The 25110-nt window shown below is 40.0% G+C and carries 17 protein-coding genes; 1 reads left to right on the top strand and 16 read right to left on the bottom strand.

The window, feature by feature from the left end; genetic code table 11:
• Positions 1-602 precede the first annotated feature (602 nt).
• The 4 genes from ACT3CD_RS14175 to yedF form a co-directional block, all read right to left on the bottom strand.
• Positions 603-731, bottom strand: a complete 129-nt coding sequence (locus tag ACT3CD_RS14175; protein WP_444646304.1) for a hypothetical protein — start codon at positions 729-731, stop codon at positions 603-605.
• Positions 732-921: 190 nt separating this feature from the next.
• Complete coding sequence (locus ACT3CD_RS14170) at positions 922-1143, bottom strand: DUF3343 domain-containing protein (RefSeq protein ID WP_444646303.1); 222 nt, start codon at positions 1141-1143, stop codon at positions 922-924.
• A 3-nt stretch (positions 1144-1146) separates the two neighbouring features.
• A complete protein-coding gene (locus ACT3CD_RS14165) occupies positions 1147-2271 on the bottom strand; it encodes an aminotransferase class V-fold PLP-dependent enzyme (RefSeq protein ID WP_444646302.1) in 1125 nt (374 codons plus the stop codon).
• On the bottom strand, positions 2268-2621 hold the full coding sequence (gene yedF, locus ACT3CD_RS14160; protein ID WP_444646301.1) for a sulfurtransferase-like selenium metabolism protein YedF: 354 nt from the start codon (positions 2619-2621) through the stop codon (positions 2268-2270). Before yedF ends, ACT3CD_RS14165 begins: the two co-directional genes overlap by 4 nt.
• Positions 2622-3199: 578 nt before the next feature.
• Here yedF and ACT3CD_RS14155 point away from each other — a divergent pair.
• Positions 3200-4060 carry an alpha/beta hydrolase gene (locus ACT3CD_RS14155; RefSeq protein WP_444646300.1) on the top strand — a complete coding sequence of 287 codons (861 nt, stop codon included), beginning with the start codon at positions 3200-3202 and terminating at the stop codon, positions 4058-4060.
• A gap of 824 nt (positions 4061-4884) precedes the next feature.
• Here ACT3CD_RS14155 and ACT3CD_RS14150 read toward each other — a convergent pair.
• The 12 genes from ACT3CD_RS14150 to ACT3CD_RS14095 form a co-directional block, all read right to left on the bottom strand.
• Positions 4885-5784 carry a sugar phosphate isomerase/epimerase family protein gene (locus ACT3CD_RS14150; RefSeq protein ID WP_444646299.1) on the bottom strand — a complete coding sequence of 300 codons (900 nt, stop codon included), beginning with the start codon at positions 5782-5784 and terminating at the stop codon, positions 4885-4887.
• Positions 5785-6021: 237 nt separating this feature from the next.
• Positions 6022-7407, bottom strand: a complete 1386-nt coding sequence (locus ACT3CD_RS14145) for an alpha/beta hydrolase family protein (protein ID WP_444646298.1) — start codon at positions 7405-7407, stop codon at positions 6022-6024.
• 6 nt (positions 7408-7413) lie between these two features.
• Positions 7414-8505: a sialidase family protein gene (locus ACT3CD_RS14140; protein ID WP_444646297.1), complete on the bottom strand. Its 1092-nt coding sequence runs from the start codon at positions 8503-8505 to the stop codon at positions 7414-7416.
• Positions 8506-8553: 48 nt separating this feature from the next.
• Positions 8554-11277 carry a glycoside hydrolase family 88 protein gene (locus ACT3CD_RS14135; protein ID WP_444646295.1) on the bottom strand — a complete coding sequence of 908 codons (2724 nt, stop codon included), beginning with the start codon at positions 11275-11277 and terminating at the stop codon, positions 8554-8556.
• 138 nt (positions 11278-11415) lie between these two features.
• A complete protein-coding gene (locus ACT3CD_RS14130) occupies positions 11416-13344 on the bottom strand; it encodes a hypothetical protein (protein WP_444646294.1) in 1929 nt (642 codons plus the stop codon).
• A gap of 118 nt (positions 13345-13462) precedes the next feature.
• A complete protein-coding gene (locus ACT3CD_RS14125) occupies positions 13463-14365 on the bottom strand; it encodes a glycoside hydrolase family 43 protein (RefSeq protein ID WP_444646293.1) in 903 nt (300 codons plus the stop codon).
• A gap of 36 nt (positions 14366-14401) precedes the next feature.
• Complete coding sequence (locus tag ACT3CD_RS14120; RefSeq protein WP_444646292.1) at positions 14402-15982, bottom strand: glycoside hydrolase family 28 protein; 1581 nt, start codon at positions 15980-15982, stop codon at positions 14402-14404.
• Positions 15983-16009: 27 nt separating this feature from the next.
• Positions 16010-17440 (bottom strand): glycoside hydrolase family 140 protein, encoded by a 1431-nt coding sequence (locus ACT3CD_RS14115; RefSeq protein ID WP_444646291.1) that lies wholly within the window; start codon positions 17438-17440, stop codon positions 16010-16012.
• 117 nt (positions 17441-17557) lie between these two features.
• On the bottom strand, positions 17558-20707 hold the full coding sequence (locus ACT3CD_RS14110) for a DUF6298 domain-containing protein (protein WP_444646290.1): 3150 nt from the start codon (positions 20705-20707) through the stop codon (positions 17558-17560).
• 78 nt (positions 20708-20785) lie between these two features.
• A complete protein-coding gene (locus ACT3CD_RS14105; RefSeq protein ID WP_444646289.1) occupies positions 20786-21445 on the bottom strand; it encodes a DUF3826 domain-containing protein in 660 nt (219 codons plus the stop codon).
• Positions 21446-21531: 86 nt separating this feature from the next.
• Positions 21532-23214, bottom strand: coding sequence for a pectate lyase family protein (locus ACT3CD_RS14100; RefSeq protein ID WP_444646288.1), 1683 nt, complete (start codon positions 23212-23214; stop codon positions 21532-21534).
• Between the two features lie 379 nt (positions 23215-23593).
• Positions 23594-25060: a pectinesterase family protein gene (locus ACT3CD_RS14095; protein ID WP_444646287.1), complete on the bottom strand. Its 1467-nt coding sequence runs from the start codon at positions 25058-25060 to the stop codon at positions 23594-23596.
• Positions 25061-25110 lie beyond the last annotated feature (50 nt).

Raw genomic sequence — 25110 nt, 5'->3', positions numbered from 1 at the left:
AGCCCAATTCAATTTTGATTTGACGTCTTAAAAAATTTTAGAGCCCAATTCAATTTTGATTTGACGTCTTAAAAAATTTTAGAGCCCAATTCAATTTTGATTTGACGTCTTAAAAAATTTTAGAGCCCAATTCAATTTTGATTTGACGTCTTAAAAAATTTTAGAGCCCAATTCAATTTTGATTTGACGTCTTAAAAAATTTTAGAGCCCAAAACGAATTTTATTTGCCGTCTTAAAAAATTTTGAAGAGCAAAACAAATTTTATTCATACCACAACTATTTTTAATAAGAGCTCAACCTATTTTTTTAAGTATCTGGTTCAGGGAAGTTCATAAGCTGTCAGCAAGTGGCAACCAAACAGCTATAATGATGACCACACATCTCCCTTTATGCGCTAATCCGCGCAGGCTTGGCTTTTACTTTTTTTCTGCGTATCCTCCCCATTGTGTGCATGTTTCATAATTTGATGATCGGGAATGTTTTTGCATCAAAAAAAAGACATGAGCAAGAAAAAAAGTGTTTGCAATGGCAGAACAATGGCGAGGACGCGAGTGAGCAGGACACAGAAGCCCGAAGGCACCGACTATAAACGACCTGAGTAATTACAAAACAATTATCTCATCAATCTCCATGTGAGCTGAGGCCCCTTCTGCTGCATGTCCTTCAGGAATAGGATCCACTTTTTGTATCTTAACCCAAATTTTTTGCACTTTTTGGGCACAAAAATCCACACTATTAATTTTTATATTACGCCCTTGAATATAATTCTCTCTAATAATTCCTGTCGTTAACTAAACGACATTGGAAAACCATTCCAAATTTGACTCTCCGACCGTCCGCAACAACATAGCGCTCAAAAAAACTACTGATAATCAAAACACCTGACAAATCAGAACTAACCGACTATACAACAAAAAAAAATCAGTCAACCGCGCGAATGTCAAACACAAAACCTTTATCAGTCAATAAACGAGTGATGGCAGAGCAATCATTGGCCGCCGTTTCGATACACATACCACATTCCGAAGAAATAAACGTGGGCACCGGTACTATTTTACAGACAATACCATTTTGTTGAAGTAACTTATCAGCTTTAATGACCAACCGTACATTTTTAAAAATAATAACAGACCGTGGTATCATCTCTCAATAACGATTAGAAATGGCTTCTAACGCATCACACAGATAAGACAAATCGCGGGTGGTATGATAAGGCGATAAGGCTATACGTGCCGTTCCCTGTGGAAAAGTCCCGTAAAAAGAATGAGCAGCCGGTGCACAATGCAACCCGGAACGGATTTCCAGTCCATACTCATCATAAAAAATGCGGGCAATTTGAGAAGGTGTTAAAATATCGTGCACAAACGAAAAGACAGAGCCATGTTCATGCCCGGGCAAAGCCCCAATGACGCTAAACCCCTTGAGCGACTTAACGAAACCAATCAAATCGGCCACATCCTGCGCCGATAAAGAAGGCTGTGGTCTGTTTTCCATTCCGGCCAGAAGACCAATGATACCCACCATATTGGGTGTTCCGGACTGAAACCGGTCGGGCATCTCATCGGGCATCTCAAAGCTATCGCTCATACTGCCGGTACCACCCTCTATTAATGTTTGAAGTCGTTGTGGATTAGAGGCATAAAAGCCGCCAATTCCGGTAGGTCCCATCAGTCCTTTATGACCAGTGAAGGCAAAATAATCAATTCCCCATGCTTCCAACTGCAAGGATCTGTATCCAACTGACTGACTTCCGTCCACCAATACCGGGATGTCCCCAGCCCATTGAGCAATTTCTGCAATAGGCTGAACCACACCACTCACATTACTCTGATGATTAATAACAAAAAGGCCGGCGTTATCAGGCTTCAAGTCCTTTAATTGCTTCAAATCGACCACTCCGTCGGCACAAGCAGGTAGCACTCGAATGCTGAGGACACCCGCCTTTTGCAATTTCGTAAGTGGACGCATAACTGCATTATGTTCAAGAGGTGTCACCCACACCGTTTTACCTTTCAACGGCAAACCTTTAATAATGGTGTTAAGCGCCATGGTAGAATTGGCCGTAAAGGCAATTTTACTGCTATCGCTTACCCCGAATAACTCAGCAATGCTGTCGCGGCAGGCTTCCACTTTAGCCGTAGCATCGAAAGCCCGGCCATAAGCTGCCCTGCCATAGGTGCCCCCCACATTAACCAGATAATCTGAGATGGCTTCCGATACTTCTTTAGGTTTTGGAAAAGAAGTCCCGGCATTATCAAAATAACGGTTCATGGTGCAACTATTTTGGGGGTTGTAGTCAGCAGCTCTGTTATGGTAGCCATATTACTGACTTCCCCTACGCCAATCTGGTCCCTTACAGCAAAAAAATCGGAACACGTACCACATAAAATTATACGCACCCCTTTATCTTCAAACGCCTTGAGGGCATTGGCGGTATCAGAACCCTTTAATGCCAATTTCACCCCGGCGTTGTATAAAATAATATGCGTGGGTAAATTACTGCGCACCGATAAGTTATTCATAAAACCACGAACCAGAATGCCGCCCAACTCATCGTCGCCCACACCCATGTATTGACTTTTAAATAGCACCAGATAATCGTCAGATTGAAAACTTTTCATTTATAATTGATTAAATAAATTATTCTATTGTAGACTTTATTGTAAAACACATCAACTGTTTCCTCAAAAAAAATCAAAAAAACGGCGATTAACAATAACCGTAAAATTAACCTTGTTTGCCCAAATTTCTCAATTATCTACACAGAAATTCTAGAAATTAAACATCTCAAAAATTTATAAATAAAAAAAAGTTCACAACACCCTCATCTTATAAACTTTAATTCACAAAAAAATAAAAAAAGATAACTCTGTCGGTCCCCTAAACGTCACGTATCTTGTCTTTATCTGACTAAACCACTATTTTTAGACGTAAATAAAATTTGAATCCACACATAATTGTTACCCGATACAAAACCACATAATCATTAAAAATAAATCAGATGAAACGAGCATGAGTAAGATTTAGCTTCGCTGATTTTTGATTCTCAAAAAGGGAAATGATTATGTTGTTGAGTCCCATATGGCAACTGAGAAACAAATTATAAACAGATGAAACGAGCCCAATAAGCACCTACACACAGTAGGATGAATAATTCCGGCGAGTACCATTTGACCTTAAAAAACAAAATTATAAACACATGAAACCAGTAAGCAGAATGCTATCCGTAATTTTTTATTGTCTGTCAATAACCATTTCGGCACAGCAAGTATCAAAAAACGAGAAAACTGTTTACACAACAGAACTCAACGTACCATACTATAGTAAAGCAACCAGCGACGACTACGTCAAAAAACAATGTGTCCTTGACATATATTACCCGTCTAATATTCAAAATTTTGCAACCGTTATCTGGTTTCATAGCGGAGGTCTCACCAGTGGCCATAAAGAGATACCTACAGCTTTGAAAGGAAAAGGTTTTTGCGTTATAGGTGTGGGATACCGACTGTCACCAAACGTGAGCTCACCAACCTATATCGAAGATGCCGCCGCAGCCGAAGCCTGGGTATTCCAAAACATCGAGAAATACGGAGGCAACCCCAAACTTATTTTTATTTCCGGTCATTCAGCCGGAGGCTATCTAACCCTCATGACCGGGCTGGACAAAAAATGGCTTAAAACATATAATATCGACGCCAATCAAATAGCAGGCCTTATTCCGTTTAGTCCTCAATGTATCACCCACTTTACCGTTCGTAAAGAAAGAGGGATCGCTGATAAACAACCAATTGTTGACGATATGGCGCCTCTCTTCCATGTTCGGCCGGATGCCCCACCTTTGCTATTAATAACAGGTGACCGGGAGCTTGAAATGTTAGGTCGTTATGAAGAAAACGCCTACCTGGCGCGCATGATGAAAGTGGTTGGGCATACACAAACCCGACTTTATGAAATGGATGGTTACAACCATGGTAATATGCCAAAGGCCGGATTCCCTCTTTTAATACAAGAGATTGAACGTGTTACAAAAGGGAAAAATGCAAGTAAAACAAGGCCTTGAGACCCGGAAATATACGAAATTATCGACGCGCAAAATCTCAGTCAACCCTTTAGTCTGAATAGTTCGTTAAAGTTTAAATCGGACCTTGTGCCGTATAATGTAATTTCTTTGACATAGTTTTGATCTTTGGTAGAGTATGGAAAAATTCCGATCACGTCGAAAATCCAGATTGCCATTAAAGCATCGTATTGCATCACTCTAATATCAAATATTAAAAATGCTCGACTCCTCATTCCGCTTTAGAAATGCCCAGCCAGAAGACAGCCTTGGCAATGTTGATTGAAGTTAAGATACATTAAGCTGAATGAGCAGTTTCTTTTCATTTCTGATCCGGGAGTCATTCAGTTATGTTTCTGCATTTACAGCAACGAAACCCCAATAAACCACTTCGACAAAGCATCCTACTCGTTTTTTAATATAGAACAAACAAAATAAACATTTCTTTGTATTCATCATTACCAACCTTATAAAGGATTATTTTTTGATAATTGAATTTCGAAATGAAATAAACAATTGTGATCAAAACGTCAAGTAATACCGTTACTATAAACCATTAAGGTTAAGACAATTAATTAAAGACAACTCTATAAAACACTATTTTTGGTAATTCTCGCACTCAAAATGGACATTTATGGAGTCGTATTAATGTAAAGCCTAATTTTCATTCAAATCATTTGAAGCCCAATCATTGGCCTTATTCCAAATAGAAGAATCAGCTTGGTATTACAATTTTATTCGCATTTGATCTCTTATTTAATTTTTTGCGCCCCCAATCAAAATCTTATTTCAGCCAAAACATCGCCTCACAATAATAAAATACAATCCTAATCAAGCCCCTGAAAAACTTTCTTTAAATAAGCCGCATTAGCGCTATAATTTGCAAGCACATTCCGGGGTTGAGAAGCATCGCGAGAACGTTCAATCACCAACCAGCCACTCCACCCCATTTCATCGAGGGTCTTCTTTATTTTTGGCATATCAATATGGGGATCGTTCTCCAGCCAAACGCTGTCTTTTCCAGAGGCATGAATCATAACAATTCTGTCTTTCCCATAAATTTTCAACTCTTCACAAATGTCACGATGATTTTGAATCGCATTACTAAAGTTGAAATAACTTTTAATAGCCGGTGATTTAATCTCATCCAAAAAATGTATTTCCTCAACCGCACCATAAGCCGTTTCTATACCTATGACTACACCAGCTGCTTCTGCTTTTGCCCCTAATAATTTCAATCGTGTTACCAAGGCATTACGTCGCTCAGGATGCTTAATCAAATCGCCTTCAACACCTAAAGGTAAAAAAGCCGTTTTTACATTCATCATAACCATGGTATTAATGGCGTCATTCATAATAACATCAATACCTTCACGTTCGGCAAAATTATGTGCATAAAAGCCTGACATAGCGATAGAGCTAATTTCGATACCTGTTTCATCAGACTTGGAGATAAACGCCTGCCGCTGAAGAGGATCCAGCAACTTATTATCAAAGGTCGGACGCGATCCCAGTCCACCCAAATCAAGCTCAAGACCATCCGATCCGATTTCTCTTGCACGTTCGAAAGCTCCCAGCTTTTGACGTTTCAAGATCATCCAATCGCAAACTGCGACTTTATAACGAGGTTCTTTCGGGGTTTGATCAGTCGGTTGTTTACTAACTTGACAAGCCGTAAGTGTAATTAAACCTGCCAGTAAAACATTATTCAGTAATTTAAAATTCATCTGTTCTGTTTTTATTATTGATAATTAGTGTTTGCAAGAAAAGTCCAACTTCTGCGTTATGCTTCTCCTCAAAATGCTCATTTACCAAATCCCCATCTTTAACGATCAAAAGAAGATCAACTAAAACCACAGATATAATACGACGAGATTGAATTCTCTTTATACATTTAATACGTCAAAAAACAGCTGTCGTTGGATAGATTTTTACGTGCTCGTTATCAAACTTTAATAAATTATTCACAGCTTTTTCACCAATTCTTCAAGTGCCTTAAAACTCATGATAGCGTTTTCGGGCAGTTTGGCAGAATCGTTATCAAAAACATACATCTGGGATGCATCTTCAACCACGCATCCTGATTCGTCCCAGGTACCATCAATAGAGACAATGCTTTTGAGTCCCAACCATTTTGCCATAAACGCATACATCGGGTATCTTTTACTTTTACCATAACTGTGTCCTTCATTGGGAATATGAACATTTTCTACATTCTGCGTTTTGCTATAAAAGCTATAAACATATTGTAGGAATGGAAATTCAACTTCTGGCACATGAGCCGTCCAATCACCCCCATCCGAAATCACTAATAGAGGTTTAGGAGCCATCATAGATGCCATTTCAACATTATTGGTGCCTCCCCCGCACAAATGCACAGGCTGTCCACTTTCGCAGGGACAGCCACCATAAAAATAGCTGGATAGCATGACTACCGGCACACTCACATCAATACGGTCATCAATGGCAGAAAGTAACATCGTTTGACTGCCACCACCGCTACCACCAGTTATGCCCACCCTGTTTGTATCAGCATGATTTTGAGACAACAAAAAATCTAAGACTCTTTCACCATTCATGATCTGTATGGTTTGCGCCAGACTTTTATGATGATTGGAATGATTAAACTGAAGCTCAGATTCACCCCATGCAAACATATCGTAACTCATGACGATGGCGCCCATACGGGCCAACATCGCATAACGAATCTGCATATCTTTGTTATAACGCCCCTCACTAAAATGACCATTGGGAGAAATAATAACAGGAACCTTTCCCGTCATCTTCTTCGGCTGATACAAAGATCCACACACATAAACGCCAGGAAGTGTCTCCAGGGCCACATTTACTATTTCGTAGTCTTTGTATCGCCTCCTGTTTGAATAATAAATACCCGAAGCGGACCAGTCCGGCAATTTCTCAAGTTTCAATGCCGTCAAAAAACATCGTTTCAAAGAATCTCTTCTTAATTCCCACTCTTCCTTATTATGATACAAGGTTTTTAGATAAGCCAAAAACTGTTTCCCCTCCTCCACCGATCGCCGGTGATATTCATAAGGCTTTATTTTGTAATAACCTTCCTTGCTATCAGGTTTAAAAATCAAATCGAAAGGCGCCAATACATTCACCATGGTAGGTTCAAACCCGGGACGTATCCGCCAATCGGCATACTCTAATATCCTGCCTTCAACCAAACTATCAGGATACCTGAATGAAACATCGAACCGTTGTTCGATGTCAATCAGCACATCCTTCAAAGGCCGTGAATAACCAAAGTCAGAATTTTGCTGCGCGGTGGCTGCGGCAACAAAAAAGAAAGAAACTACAAAAAATGATACATATCTTGACATAAGTCTCTATTTTTGAGGCCACTTCTCATCTACAATGGGACTCAGCTCCAGTTTATCGGGATCAATCATCACATGTTTAATACGCTCCCTTCGCCAGGTATAAACGATGTGCACCATTCCATCAGCCGTCTGAATAACAGACGGATATGAATACTGACTAATTTCAGAATCTTCAATAATACATGCAGCATTCCAGTTCTTTCCATCGTCAGACACGGCTACATTTAAAGGTGTGCGGTGTCCTTTTTTCGCATTAACGGGCGTCGCAACATGATTATAAACCACCAAAAAACGACCATCTTTGAGTGTCACGGCATCAATTCCGGAGTTATTATTGGGAAGCCCTGAAGGCCATAAAAGCCCCCATGATTTTCCATAATCATGCGACCATGACGTTGCTATAACAGCATTCCCGCTTCGGCACAATGCCTGCAAAACGCCATTACCATGATCTAATATAGCTGGTTGAATCACTTTATATACTTTACCAGAACTTATAGGCCCCACTTTGTGCCATGATTTACAATTATCTGCAGTAACCTCGAAATGCACACGCCAGCCATTCCCCTCGGTACTCGACGGACAAATGAGATCCTTGTTATCGAGCAATACAGGCTTATTCTTGATAGGTCCAAGAAATCCTTCCGGTAATGAATCCGGCTTAGACCAGCTATGCCCATTATCCTGAGAAACGAGCATCCGTCCTTTCCACGTTGAAGGACTTGGCCCCACTTTATAAAAAAGTAATAATTCACCTTTGGGAATTTGGTATAAAACCGGGTTCCAGGTAGGATACCTCAAAGTATCGTTCACAATACCATTAGCCACTGAAACAGGAGCTGTCCATTGTCCATTCTCTCTTCGACTCACCCATATTTCCACATCCGGATGTCGTTCATATGTACCACCAAACCATGCCGCTACTAAACCTTCTGGTGTTTCAGCTATTGTAGCCGAATGACACGATGGAAAAGGGGCTTGCGTATAGATAAATTCATCAGTAACAATACCTTTTTTCCATCTACCAGTATCATTATCTGAAGAGCAGCCAGCCAAAAAAATCAGGCCCGTCATCAAAGCTATAAAATTCAATCTCATACTTAATTTGTTTGTTGATTTATAATAATGAAAATTCTAATTACAGCCTCATCTGCCTAACTCTATGGCTGCCATAATAAATGGCGATGTGCCTTTCAAGTCATTAGTTTTAATTGGTTCATTAATATAATAGGCGTAAGAACCATCCCGCCCGTTACCTAACCCTGCTACCTGGCAAACGTTATTGAGCTGCACTTCGCCATCATCATATACCTGCACAAATTCCTTAAGGATACCGTCAAACCCCTTATTCGCAATCTTCAGGTACTTTTTCTTCAAATATCCCTTGTTTACCCCTTTGGCTATTGCATAGACAAACATGCAGGAAGCTGAAGCCTCAAGGTAATTCCCAGCTTGGCTGCCTTTGTCCAAAACCTGATACCAAACGCCCGTCTCTTCGTCCTGAAATGCAGTTACCGCAGCTGTTGTTTGATTCAGTATTTCAATAATCTCATTCCTATTATTATTCCCCTCCGGAAGATAGTCGAGCGCATCAACCAAAGCCATCATATACCACCCGATGGAACGTCCCCAAAAATTTGAAGACAACCCTGTTTTGGGGTCAGACCAATCCTGAACACCTGCTTCATCCCATCCATGATACAGCAATCCCGTCTTGCGTTCCCGCATATGCATATTCATTAAAAGAAGTTGCTCTGAAGCTTTCTCAATGCAATCAGGGTGATTAAACACAGCACCGTATTGTGCAAGAAAAGGCGTCGCCATATAAGCACCGTCGAGCCACATCTGCCAGGGATATTTTAGCTTATGCCAAAAACCGCCATCAGTGGTTTGCGGCTGCCATTTCAGCTGCATCGCTAACAGTTCAATAGCTTTGGCATATTTTTCATTTTGAGTAACTGCATAAACATGAAAAAGCATCTTTCCAGCATTGATATTGTCGATATTAAATGCATCTATTTCATACCCTTTAATATGCCCATCGTCGTCAATCAAATCATTGGCATAACTCAATATATAATCCTTATAAATGGTCTTTGGATATTGATTGGATAGTTGCTCCAACGAGGTCAGCAGCAAACCCTGCATATAGCCCCAGGAGCGGTATAACACAGGATTTCGTTTAATCGTTGAGAGGGCCATCCTTTCCGACCAATTTAACGAGGTTGGCACTTCATCAACTTTGGCAGTATTATCCATATTAACCTCACATTCAATCACTTTACCCGCATTTTTATCATAAACGAGTCGCCCAAGATTGCCAATTGAAGCCACTTTTTCACCATTGACCAAAAGATGCAAACCATGACCAAAATCATATTTTTTACCGTATCGATCCCAAACTATCGTCAGGGTATCTCCCTGATAAAGCAGGTTATCGAGACAAAACCAGTCCCATTTATTCACCGGCAACAAAGGGTTAATTTCAATTTTCAGATCGGATCGAGGCCTTAAGCCTACCAGTCCGGTAATTATGAGGTCATTAAAAGTAGAATGATTATAGTATCTGCTGCGCTCCTGGTCACCTTTCAACCAATAACCAGTCACCTCATCAAGATATTCGCCAATGTATGGACGCCCCCTGTGATACTGAGATTCCACATAAGTTTCGAGATGATGAAAATAATCATCACTGGAGGCAATATTTTGCGCAAAATGATTTAAATAATTAGCCAAACCTGTTAATGTTTGAGATGTGGCAAAAGGCCAAACAGCACCATCCCACTCACACTGACAGCAGCCATGACTTCGAAACTCAGGATGACGACGCTCTGCGGTGGTTATACCATAAGGTGCATTAAATCCCTCCGTATCCATTAATTGTTTCCAGGCAACACTGTCTTTATCTAATGGAATATTAAAATACCACGGGATAAACCCTATTTCTTCTCTGACCTTAGCAAAGTTTCCAGCCTCTTTCACCGTTTCAAAAAATTGGGATTCCGGATTCCACAATTTAGTATTGATTAGGTTATACAAAGTATCGGCTTTTGCTTTAAACGTATCAGCCAAATCAGTACGACCGGCAAGAGCGGCAATTTCACTTATAGCCCAGGCATTTCCATACATATAACTATTGATTGTTGGCCGGGCATTTTTAACATGACGACCTCCGCTGATCTGTTCCTCCATACCATCCTGAACATCCCTTTGCCAAAAAAGACCATTATCCAAACGACGCTCCTGCTCCCATCTTCTATAATCATCCAGCAGGTCAGGCAGCATATCAACCAAATAATCTATATCATTATCTACGAGATATTTCTGATACAAAGCAAAAGCCGTCCAGTTGCTAAACTTATGCAACTTTTTCATCGGCAATCCGTCATTTCCTCTATACCATACATGCAGATAATCGTTAAGATACTCATGATTGTGCAACCATCTGGCTTCCATGGTATGATGTCCCATTGCGCAGGCAATAAGATTATACTCATCAGCATACGACCGATCGACCAAAAATTCGGTAAAAGCATAACCAACAGGTGTTTTCTTAATATGCTTACGCAACGTCCACCATCTGTAATAATACATCTCTTCGAAGTTCTGCTGCGGACACTCAAACAAAGGAATATTTTGCTTCATCCATTCCCATGCTTGTGAATTTGAAATGGCCTGAGCAATGTTTTCATCCTCCATATTATTAAAATAATCCACATAATGCTTAAACTCCTCAGCTTGAAGCACCGACTTCTGCTTTTCTTCTATTTTTACTTTATCATTCTTGCTTTTAATCTGGGCAACAGAAGAAAAGGATAAACTGTACCCCATGATAAAGAGGAGACTAAAATAAAGTTGTATTCTGTGCATACTTTACAATTTTTGTATTTTCAGAAATTAAATGATTGTTAGCACTTGCAAAAAAATAGCTGGGGCAGATTTAAATACAATGGCAACCAAAAAAGTGACGTTTTCTTGCAAGCACTACTTATAAATCACTTTACATATCTAATCAATTATTTTAGTCTGAAATGATTTAATATAAAACACTGCTTCATTGTCTAAACGACCAGCGTTTTCCACATCATAGTTCTGATCAGTCGGCGTATCAGCATTTGGGAAGCGGCGAATAGCTCCTGTTCGAAAGGTTACACGGGCAATGGCATGAACCGGACGGTAAACAATATATCCATGTCCTTTTTCCTTTCCATTGATAAATATCTGATAAAAACGATTCTCTGTATCAGTTTCAATTTTAATGTTGTATGCTTTTCCGGCTTCATACTCTAAAATACCACCATTACGGTATCCCTTTTTCACTTTCAGAACTCCGTCTTCATCAAAAATGAGGCGAATAGCTCCCATCCCTTCGGCGTTCTTAAGTTCAATATTCAGCTGTCCGTGGTCATTCTGGGCAGGTACGACCGTAAAATCGACCAACATCTTACCCGATTGTGGCACCACACGTTCAGCCATGGCATAATCAAAAGGATCTTTGTCATGAAGTGCCAAAACCTTTTCGCCAGCTAAGCGTTGAATTTCGACTTTAGCCCAACAAGGACTAAAAATATTCCATCGGTCTATCTCTGTCCCTTCAGTCATATCATTAAAAACCTCATGAACATCTTCTGAAACATAGCTCTGAACAGGAATTGCCACTCTTGAGACCCAAATATCTTCCTTGTTCATACTGTAAGTTAACCACATATTACCATCTTCAGGTGTCCCATTCCCTTCAAGAATACCCCTAATGTACTGTGGACCATAAGATTTATAACTACCACCGTAACGCATTGTTGTAATTTCGCCATTAATCAGCAACAAATTTTCGTAATTCAAACCATCCTGACTAACAGATACAGCCAATGGCCAGCGGAATTCGGAAGGATTATAGACCGTAGCATATCTGCCATCCGAGGTCTTTTGCCCCCATATTTTTGCGTTACTGTTCACAAATCCGGGTGCACGCATGGGATGATTGGGCCAGGATTTTCCGCTATCAGGACTAACAGCGCATAAAGCATGTTTCCATAGACCAACAATACGGCCATCGGGCAATGTATAATAACTTAAAGCCTGATACCTTTCATGCATAGGAATAACCGGATCATCGAGATCTGACTCTTCATTCCACTGCTGCGTCATTAACGGATTAGCCAATAATTCCTTACATGCCTTCAAAAATTCCTCATCTTTACATGACTCATAAAATGGATAAGAAGTATTATTAATGTTCCACCCAGAGTTGTAGCGGATAAAATAAATGGGGCCAAAACTTCCGTCTTCATAAATTTCCCTAACAACACGCCCAATTCCTTTATTATCGTTTGGGGAATCATGCTCGTTAAGACTAATACCGTAATAGCCAAGCGTCAAAAATCGGCCATTGGTTGACTGATAAAACCCCATTCGCTGATGCATCACAGCCAATAAACCATTGGCAACTTCCTCCACTCCTTCTTTGGTCGTGCCATCAGGAATTTTATATTTCGGAAACAAAACTTTGGGTTTCCCCCAATTATAGCCATCCTTAGAAGTAACTAACAATGTATGAGCCGGAGGAATATGTTCACCAACAGAATCACTTAAATAGTGCAGATAAAACTGACCTTTAAAATATGCCAGATTCGGGGCATGGTTATAAGTCCAGCCAAAACCATCACTTTCCTCCGGAGCCTGACGGTTGGCCCTAATAACCTGAATATTATGAACGCCCACGGCTGGCGTCAGCGCCCCATGGTGATAGTCTATGTTAGACATTGTTTCTCCGGTATACCTAACGCCATCATAATTTTCGTATCCCTGACGCGGTTTTTCATCTGTTTTAACCGGTGGTTGTGCACAACCCACCATCATCAGAACAGAAATAATCATGAACCAGTTTCTGGTTCCCCATCCACACTTCCCGGGAAAAAACAAATCAAAAATATTTTTCATACATATAAAATTTTCATATTAAGCTCAGATGGTAAATATTTTATGCTTTCGATTATCAACTTTCAGTTCTCTACCTTTTGCTCTTTATCGCATTTTATATTGGTAGCAAGCTATCAGCTTAATGCAAAAGACCTGACAATATTTTTTTGTTAATTTTCACGATAGTTCCATGTTTATGCCCTTCGGGAAAAGAGACCTGATCACTAATATTACTGAAAGTTTTAAAATTTGAGGTTCTTACAGCGCTATACTTTTTATCTCCGTAATTATCATAAAAAATAAACCAATCATTCCCTTTTTTTAACACAGTTGGACCTTCGCTCAGAAACCCGGTAAAAGGCTTTGAGAAATTGTTATAGGGTCCCAAAGGATCGGTCGCAAAAGCCACACTAATATTACGTTCAGGACGCGTATTATTTTTAAGAACGAGCACATAATCATTTTTCCCTCTTTTAACAATAACACAATCAATCACACTAAAACCAGGATCCAAAAAAAGTTGAGTAGCCGTAAATGTTTTAAAATCCTTTGTAGTTGTGTAATACATACGATGATTATTATTTTCATCTTCCTGTTCTTTAGGAAAACGAAACGGAATAGCAGAGGCCCAAATAATGATAAAACGGTCATTATCGTCATCATAAAAAATCTCAGGCGCCCATACATTCACCACATCCAGTTCGTGAGCCATTACAGGAATGAATTGCTGTTGGGACCAATGAATAAAATCTTTGGTGTGAGCATAGCCAAAGCCATTATCACCACGCCACCCGCAGGTCCACACCATATGATAAGTTCCGTCAGGTCCTTGTACCACTGAAGGATCGCGCATCAGTCTGGATTCTCCGGCTTCAGGCGTCAGATAAGGACCACTCAGATCGTTCCAGTGATATCCGTCGTAACTGTAAGCCAAATACAATCCATCAGTACCAGGTTCACGAAAAGACGTAAAAAGATACACAGGTAATTCAGCTGTACACGCAACGGTAAAAACAAATATCAAAAACAATAACTTTTTCATGAAACAATATACTTTGGCTGGTAAAAACGAACCCGACTAATTCTTTTTCACACTCATTCTCATCACTTCAGGACCTTTAACCACAGTTTTTTTAACATTCACCCATGAATTATTATAAAGATATATCCGTTGAGACTTTTCACCTTCGACTTTCAAAAAGACACTGGTTGGGAACAAAGGGGAACAACTATGAACATAAACATTATTAACATTTATAAGATTAATGGTCGGTTCATCTTTCAAAGGAGACGAAGATTTCACATTATCCAATACCAATCCCGACACCTCGCTAGCAACAAACGAAGGCCCCTTGGTCGCACAAATATCCACATCGTGCAACTCAATATTTTTTGCTTGATTAATGATAAATCCTGTTTCAGCTTGTATATTTATATTATTGAAAGACAAATTTTCAATGGGCATTTCGGAGATACCTCTAAGTAGACAAGCCTTCTTAACACGAGTTGCTGTCACATTAGAAATATGAATATTTCGAAACACCGGCGTACGCTCACTAACAGGCTCTTCAACAGTCTTTGGGTCGTACAAAAGATTAAAAACAATAGCTTCTCGTTTAATATTCTTCATCACCACATTATCCACACGAATTTCTTCCACCACACCTCCGCGTCCACGGGCCGATTTCAGTCTAATTCCGCGATGAGTGCCGTCAAACACACAGTTACTGATTGTAATTTTCCGCACATCACCAGACACTTCGCTGCCAATAACAACCCCGCCATGTCCACGCAGCATCGTACAATTTGTAATAGTCACGTTCTCTGTTGGAACAGCCCATTTTCGACCGTCAATATCACGACCAGATTTAATTGTGATACAATCGTCACCCACACTAATATGACAGTTAGAAATTCTCACATTACGACAAGATGATGGATTAATGCCATCAGTGTTGGGCGATGGAGGATTTATAATTGTAATACCATTGATAACAATATTATCAGAGAAAACAGGATTAATCGTCCAAAAAGGAGAATTAACAATCGTAACCCCCTCAACTAAAATATTACTACACTGAAAAAATTGTATCATTGGCGGCCTAAAAAAACGCATTTTCAAGGTACTCTGATAATACGCTTCGGTGACCACATCACTATTTAGACGGCTCCATAAATCGGAATATTTATGTTCAAAATTTTTGTCGTCCAAATCCTTAATGCGATCCATTTCATTCCACCATGCGCGACCTTGCCCGTCAATTTTACCCCGACCAGTAACAGTTATATTCTCTTGACCATGGGCATAAATAAGAGGCGAAAAAGTCATCATGACAGTGCCTTCCCATCTGGTTTGTACAAATGGTAAATAATCGTCAAAATTATTTGAAAACTTAATTAAAGCACCGGCATCAAGAAAAAGTGTTATATTACTTTCCATCACAATCGGTCCGGTAAGGTACTCTCCTGCGGGAAAAAAGACAGTTCCACCGCCCTTTTCTGAAGCCGTAGTGATAGCCTGTTTAATAATATCGGTACACAAGATTTCGCCTGTAGTATCGGCACCTAAATCAGCAACATTGAGCCATCCATTCTGTGCTTTCACAAAAAAACCCAGAGCCATAAAAATCCAAATAAACCAACCAATTTTCTTTCGCAATTGTGTCATACTTTATAATCCTACAAATTAAACAACGTCCAAAATTAACACCCAGTCATTGCCATCCATTACTTTACCGGGCGCATGAAATTCATGCACACCATCGGCCTGAAACGTATCCAAAACGGTCATCTCACCGTTACGCGGGCAAAACCATGATGCCTTAACATTTGCCATTTCGAAATACGACATATTAACTTTAATAATTCCCCCCCGATAGGTATAAATAAAAGCATATCCGGGACCACTTGTCGCAACTTTATAATCGTACTGTTCGCCATTCTCATTCAACAAATGCTGATTTGGAATTCGACTAAAAAAAGGTCTTGATAACATCAATTCTTTTAAATAAACCATCTGACAGGCACCTTCATCGTTAATCGCTTCATTCCAATATTTTTTAGCGCCAAAAGCCGGACTTTCATCTTCAGCTGAGTAAAACTGCATAACAGCATTACTTCCGTAAGTATAACCAAATGCGCCGGCAAAAACAGACCAATAGCCGTAACGACGCACATCAGCAGCCGTCCAATATGGTTCATCCACATCGTGTAACCCCTGTGGAATTCCTTCATAAGAGGGTTCACCGTCAATCGTTGGTTTTACAGGTACCAAGCTGTAATCGTCGCTAATGTACCGCCAATTATCCTGTCCGTAGCCTCGCTTGGTGTCATCCTGGTCATAACGACGATGTCCCGACTGAATCATATTAAAATCAAGCCATGACTCGCTATGAAACCAATCGGATGAAGAGCATCTGCCACGTGGATGGAAAGTCACCAGTTGCAAAGGCGCCTTCATTTTCAGCCCTTTACCAATCGCATTCCAAATGTTTGTTGAATCGTTACCAAACGTATCTCCACCGTTCATCCAAATAATGTTTGTTTTATCAGAATACCGAGCGCCCAACCATTGGGCATAAAACATCCCATCTTTGAGAGACACCCCTCCCGAACGTACATTATTACCCCAAACCGGAACAATAGCTAAATACAAACCTTTCTTCTCTGCCAAATCAATAATGTAATCAACATGATCCCAGTAATCATATTCGACTGAATCCAAAGGACTGTTTCCGGGTGTGACCAATGGTCTGGATACCCGTCTCGTTATTAAAGCTGAGTCGCCATATCTGTTTTTGACGTTTAAACTATGTACCAAACTCACCTGAATAACATTAAACCCCTTGGCCACACGATTATCCATATATAACTCCGCTTCTTCCCGTGTTAGTTTAGAAAACAAAAGCCACCCGGTATCTCCCAGCCAAAAAAAAGGCGCACCGCTTTCATCCTGCAAAAAATGGCCATTTTCAGACACACGTAACCTGGGAAGCTCATTTTTTGAATTATCGACCTGAACACATCCGCTATAGAGGATCATTAAGCCTACAAAAACAACACTTAAAAACCTATTTCGTGTTTCGTTATGCAGGTCCGCAAAATGGTTATTTACCATAGCAAACTCATTTTTTTCAGACTTCGTAAGCCTTAAATTTGATTTTTTTTTCACAAGCAATTGAGTCTTTTTGTCTGTCACTAAAATTTTCGTACAATCACGATTGATCATTCTATGCTATTTTATTGAAATATATACTACAACATCTTTATTGTCATTATTATGAAATACAACCGGCTTTCCCCTTTGTAGCGATTCTCTGCTAATCACTAATCCCGTTTTTGCCTCTATCTTTGTTGCATAAAAATGATGACTCTTTCCGGAAAAATTAATTTTACAAGAAGTTTCTTTAGGCATATAAATAACCGACTCGCCTTTAGCATTGCGTAATAAAAACGTTTTGGAATCTGCATTTACAACAGGTTGCATCGTTATGACGGAATTAACAAAACCGGCAGGTAACAAAGCTGGTAAAACGGGCAATGAACCGCCCGCCATTAAAACAGCCCACCCAAACTGATCATATTGACCTTCAGAATAGATAACCGCTTTTTTAGGATAACTTTCTTTATACTCTCTCACACTTCTATAAACCGATTGAAAAGAGCGTTTACCCGGTTTTTCCAATCGTGCATGTTGTCGGGGGGCTAAATTAACGCCTCCTTGCGGGGCATACAGAGATTGATCCTCTTTGTAAGCCCAATAACGAATATCGATAACATCAACAACGTCTCGATATTTAGGATTTTGAAGTATTGCATCCTGAACATCCTTGGTCGCACTCAGGCCTACCATGACATCACGTTTATTTTCCTCTTGCCATTCAATAATTACGTCAAGCCAAAACTCAACAAAAGATAAAGGGCCAGTATATTCAGCACTGATCAGATGTAAAACCGGCATATCATCCGAAAAATTATCAAGACACTGACGTATATATGCTTTGTGTAATTCCCTGCGTACCGGATGTGTAACATCGTAGAACTGCTCAGCCAGAAAAATACGTTTATCGCCGGCATAGGGTGCCGGCTCGGGAAACCCCGTATCGTTAATATTATTAACCGGACGCCAGGGACTGTCGGCCCAATGAGCGCCAGCCTCCAACACATTATGCTGAAAATAGTGATGTTGCACTAAAATTTTCCCTTGTAAAGCGCCTTGGGTAGCATACTCAGCCAGCCTATCCCAATAGAAAGGATTATATTGAGTCAGATCGTATTTACTGAGACCATCCCAGGCCGTTTCTTTTCCACTGCGGGCAAAAGGCTGCTCATAAAAAGGCGCCCAGACCTCTCCATCCATTCTGCGTACCCGCTCATGATCATCACGGCGCCGGTCGTACCATAACCCATAGTTATGCTCTATTCCAACAATATTATTTTTAGTCATGTAAGCCACGACATCCTCAATATTATCGGTATAACCATTTCCATTTCGTCCGGGCACAAAACGTGTTATGGCCGGCGAGGCTTTCAGAGCTTCATAAGGGCGTGGAACACCTCTCCACCATGGCACAGTAATCCGCATACCCGATAATAATTTGTCATTAAACGACAACCATCCATTTTGAACAGTAAAATTATTCATGATGGTATGATCCTGCGTTCTGTTTCGCTTTTTAATGACAGGTAATCCTGTCGATAGGACTTTAATGTGATCACGTTGCGAGGCCGTATAAATAAAATCCTTTAGTGAAGCCGTCGGGACAAAGGCTTGCTCAGTATAATCAGCCGCTTGCCCGATAGTAGGGCTACTGGTAGCAGAGGCAGGTGAAGGCATATAACAGTCAGAATAATAGCCTCCCTTTTTATCCATTCGTTGCTCCAATTGCGCATAGTACAGACTTCGCGGACTAATGTGATTGTTTTGCGAATACCAGGCGCCATTTCCCTCAAAAGCAGCCCATACGCCAAAAGCATAATTCATAGCTCCCGGAGGCGCATAATTTTTAATACGTGCTGCCGAACAATTCCAGAATACCGAATTAGCTGCAGTCCATCCAGCCCCTTGGTTGCTTCCCATACGATTACAGAAGGACAGTTCATGTCCATCCACTTTAACCACATCAAACAAAACACCCGTGGCCCAACTATCAATTGTTCCACTAAAATTTAATGGTTGCGACGATTCGCATTCCACGAAAGCATTTGGTCCTGCTGCACAAAACCCGACAGCAAAATCATGATATCCGTTTTGGGCATACAAACGTTGAAACAAAGTTTGCTGTCCCATCGTGAAGAAGGTATATCTTCGCCAATTAGCTTCCTCCGAAACAGGCTGTAACGAGACACAATCCTGCACAGTAACCTTACGTCCGGTTTCGAATACGGCCACTGCCGAACCCGCAAAATGCTTAAACTGTATTTGACGTACCCACACATTTTCAGCATTCTCAATAGAAATGGCATCAAAGCAATGTGACTCATCCTTGCTATTAAGGGTATTATAAGAAGATTCCAAATTCAAATTTTCAATACCTATTTCTGAAATCCGTCCCGGCCATTTCTGTAAATTTATAACCGATTGACCATAGACTGTATCAAGCGCCATGGTTAAAGGCACGTCCCAAAAAATTGTATCACGTGATATTTTAGTAATTTTGCGCTCCCAACGAACGACTCTCTGTCCCGGCTTCCAGCCCAAATACCCGGTTTCTTCACCACCAAATGTCTTCATACCCAAAGCCTCAATCCACTTAATGGTAGAAGGCCTTTTTATTTCGATAGACTGTCCGACTTTAAACAACGATGCATTTTCAACAATAGTGTAAAACGAATTAACCGGCACAAAAGGCTGTTTAATTGGTCCTGCATCCTCAAATATCCTGTCATCCTGTCCAAAAATTCTTATTAGGGTTTGCCGATTGGTACCAGTTGCTACCAATGTTGTTCCTCCTTCGCCGAACCCAGATCCTCGTAGAACAATACCAGATTCTTTTATTTGTAACCGACCCGCCAATTCAAAAACACCAGCAGCCAATTGCACCGCACCCCGAAAACCATTTGCTTGTATGGGCATAGAAGCCACCCTATCAATAGCCTCCTGAATAACATCCGTTGCATCGCCATCTGCATAAGGAACAAAAACTTTGGGCTCTACCCATAAAATATTCTTTTCGGAAGCGTGGTAACCGCAATAAGAAAAATCAATAATTCTGTTACCCTTCTGATCCTGCTCATATTGCAAGATTCCATTTTTATATCGTACGGGTACTTCCATTTGCGCCTGCATAGACAAAAAGCACAAAACGGCTATTCCAAGGCTCCAAAGACGCCTTGCGTATGAAAACGTTTTCAGAAATGAAGTAAAAAAAAATTTAAATAACATACTTGACTAAAATTAAAATGGCATATGCACAAAAAGGCTTTTCGCAAAATATCAAAAATGATTTTAAAACCAAAAGAATTACAACAACTCCTTTAAACGCTCATGCCACTCTTTACTTGCCTTATTCAAATCATACCCCTCTCCAGACAAATAATTATTAATACGCCCTTTGTACTTCCCGAATACCGCATGTTTGGCATGCGAAGAGCCCTGATCCATGGCAATCTCGCGTGCCTCAAGTAGCCAAGTCTCAATTTGGCTAATCTGCTCTTCTGTAAGATCAGGCAACATATCCTTATAACCATTAAAAGTGTGATTATAAACATTGTAAGTCATACCATTTTTCACCTGATCAACTTCATCATCCGACAAAAGTCGGGATAGATTCCGAATATAACGGCGATGCAGCCTGGCCAATCGTTTCATTGCCATTGACTCTACTTTGCTTTTCTCACGGTTGAAAGTTTCACCCGTCAATTCATTTTTTAATTGTTTAATTTGGGTCTCTTTTGAATCTTGAACTTTATTCAAATCCCAGTACTGCTTAACAATCAGATCACGAACAGATAATGCTTTTTCCGGACTGTCTAAAACCAAATAGTCATCAATAATTTTTTGTGCCCGTACTCGCAATACTTCAACATATTTTACTTCCTCAGCAGTTTTTGGTTTTTGTGCACTGACAACAGGGAAATATAAAACCGCCAACAAAAATAATCCGCTAAACCGTACTAACATTTTGTATTTTTTTAATTATTCAATGAGAAAAACAACCATCCAAATAAAGATCAAGAATGGTTGTTTTTCTTAAACCAGCTCTCTAACTACATCATCGATGTTTTATCTTTCAAGGTATCGTGGTTATTGCTAAGATCAGACCAATCAATATTTTGGGTCGGATCAATACCATTGATATACTTTTCAATATTGGTATATCCATCACCGTTGATGTCTCCGTTGGCATCAGACGAATTTTTAGGATCAAGTCCATATTTTTTCTCCCAGGTATCTGGCATGCCGTCACGATCGGTATCTTTATAAGCTTTACCCACATAATCGGGATAACCACCAACCTGATCAGGATGTGTTATAATTCCCATTTTATATGAATCATCTGGTAGCCGTCGGTATTTAAACTTAGGAATTTTATCCAGATTAACATTCTCGGCATACTCAATAACCCCAGTTTTGACCTCGCGAGTAATACGTTGATCAACAGCGTCACGAACAGGCCAGGTAGCCCCCACGTTCTCAATCACATAATTAAAAGCCTCGTCAGCCGACATAATTGTTAAATATGGCATAGCCCAGGGTTCGTGCCAACGGATTTCATCGGTGTAACTACCTGCGTCAGGCATACTTTCTATTTGAACGCCGCCATCCCAATTATCTTTGGTAACGCGCTCATTTCCTTCAACCACATTTCCATGCACATATGCCATGCCGTAAACCTTTTTATCCAGCTGGCTACGACCTGATTCAGGTTTCAAAATACGATGACTGATAGCTTCGTCCAATTGAGTAATAGGTCCTGGTTTAAAATAATTATTGATAATATTATATTTGGCGGTATAATCACCGCCATCAACTGAACGATGCCTCCAGTTAAAAACAACATTATTTACAAAATTAAAAATGCCATTCCAGCCTATGGAAGGATTCCTTCCTGTATTATTGGCGTAAAGATTGCGCATAAAAGAACAATTTTCACCTCCCAGGGTAGCTCCGAAGGCATGATTCCAGGTATCCAAAGCCTCCGCGAAAATAGAATTTTGAATGGTAATATTAACAGTTCCCAGTTTTACATCTTTCTTTCCAGTACTATCATTCCACATGTGGCGATAAATTGACATATTTTCATCTAAACCCCATGTTGCAGAAATATGATCCAACATAATATTACCAACAGGATTACCTCCAAGCGAATCATCACGTCGTCCAACCCAGGTCTCCCCTCTGCGAAAACGCATATGACGAATCACCACATCATGCGTGTTAATCCAAACCGATTCGCCGGCAATACAAACACCATCACCAGGGGCGGTCTGACCAGCAATTGTCACGTAAGGTGCACGAATGACCACGGGGCTCTTGATACGTATGATGCCTGAGACATTAAACACGATAATTCTGGCACCACCTTGTTCGCATGCCCATCGAAAAGACCCCGGGCCACTGTCGGCAAGCGTATTAACCACTATAACTTTTCCGCCTCTACCACCAAAAGAAAACATTCCGCCACCCTCTGCTCCGGGAAAAGCAGGAATATTGGCCTGCGGTAAATCTGTAGGTCTTGCCGCCCAAGGGATATATGGTTTTCCCTCTTTAGCTTGTTGCTCAACAATAGGCCAGGCTACTTGCCAGGCACTATCCGAATGCTGGTAAACATGTTGCATTAATTCGGCTGAAGCTTTTTGATCCTTCTCCGAAATGGTAGGATACTGGGCAGTAACAACCAGACTCCCTCCCAATAATAAATACAATGCAATAAAAAATCTTAAATCCATTTTCATTTATATTTTAGTTTGCCAAATAATACCTTCATTCCAATGTTATAAGTTTAGGAAACTTTTAATATTGAAGCTGTTTATAGTATGTTTTTATAAAAAAAATAAAACTCTTCAAAGAATCATTCCTTGGGCTAAGTCATCCTTTACCAAAACCGTTTCATGTCTCAGAAATTTGCTTATATAATATCAGTAAAAAAGTGCCATTTTTTCGTTACTCTCGTTTTCAAAGTGATTATTTACAACAGTAAATCCACATTTTTCAATTTTTGAGACGAACATGCTCACAGAAAAACGGAAAATGAAATTTTCTTAACTGATCTAACGCATACTTAAACAAATTATCGTAACTATAAGACAACAAACCTGTTATTTAAACTCACCTTCTGATAACCAATTTATCAGAAAAAGGCATTTCACCTTCAGATTCACAATACAAAAAATACACACCTGTGCCGAGTTCTGATAATGAAACCTGCATGACATCCTGCTCATATATGATCCGGCATCCAGAGATGTCAAACAACAAAAATTTGGTTGGATGACTAAAAAAAATCTTATTGTTGATTAATTGGTAACTTTTTTTATCAGCAATGCGACCGGCATCAGATAAAAATCCGGGGATAACTTCTGTTCCGTCACTCAAAGCGCCATATTCATCAATGGAAAGCACTTTAAAAACAGACAAATCAGAAACAGGCTCAGAAACCACGAAACTATTGCCCGAGGCAAAATCAATAACACGCCCATTCTTATATATTGCATAACCGATGGCTTCGTCCACTGGATCCCAGACTAATTGAATTCCATCAATCGAAACATTCAAAGGTGCATGTAAAGCAGTAACCACTGGCTTTGGGAACCAATTAACATTTTCTTTACGAAGGAAAAAACTGGAAAGATAAAGTACTGTTGCCTCATATTCAGTCAACTGAGTACTCCACGAAACCCGTTGAGTCACATCAGCCAAATTGCCATCTACATTTTTATTTAAATACTCTGAAAAATAAGCTGATTCATGATTATCATTGGTGCTCCATTCACTCCATCCAGTCGGACTTATATGATCCCCAAGTATACAATAAATATACGCAACAGAAGCGTTGGCCTGCCATGGACGGGCTAAGTATACAGAGCCAATATCAACTCCAGCCTCTGCTGTTAAATTACAATTGGAAAACAGAAAACCATGATAAAAATCTCCCGTACTTAATGGAGTTATTAACTTACTATCGGCAGGGGCGGCAATATAATTTCCACCATTAAGACTTTTGATAATGCAGCTATCAAAAACAGCAGTAGCGTCTCCATAAATGAAATCCGTATTACCTTCCACTATACATTTAAAATTGTACTGCCTATTTTTATGAGCATAATAAGTATCCTGATGACCTTTAAATACACAATTTTTAAAGACCTGACGGTCACCGGTTGTACGTATAGCAACTGCCTGAGACCCTGAACCATAAGAATTAACAACGGTAATATTTTCCATATAAAAATCATCACCTTCTGCTAAAAAAGTATAGCTGTCAGCGCCAGACAAACCATCTTTCCCCTGATAATCGTCCCAATTGATTACAACGTCATCCACATTTTCGCCAACCAGACTAACCGATATTTTAGAAGGACCAAGCCAAACCTTTTCATTATAAACGCCATTCCTTACAAATATCAGAGTACGAGTCGTGCTATTCTCAGATATAGAGTTCAAAGCCTCGTTAATGGAGGTGAAATTTCCATTTCCATTAATATCAACCACATAATCATAAACCTGCGAAAAAACAGGCGCAGCTGAAAAAAAAAACAGAAATTTCAAAAAATACATTAAAACTTTACTATTCATATGTTTATAATTTATTTCTCAGTTGCCATATGAAACTCGTCGGGATAATC

The sequence above is a fragment of the Geofilum sp. OHC36d9 genome (assembly GCF_052400685.1).
Lineage (GTDB): Bacteria > Bacteroidota > Bacteroidia > Bacteroidales > Marinilabiliaceae > CAZHHH01.
The sequence above is the reverse complement of the archived record's forward strand: the minus strand, read 5'-3'. Positions and strand labels throughout refer to the sequence as shown.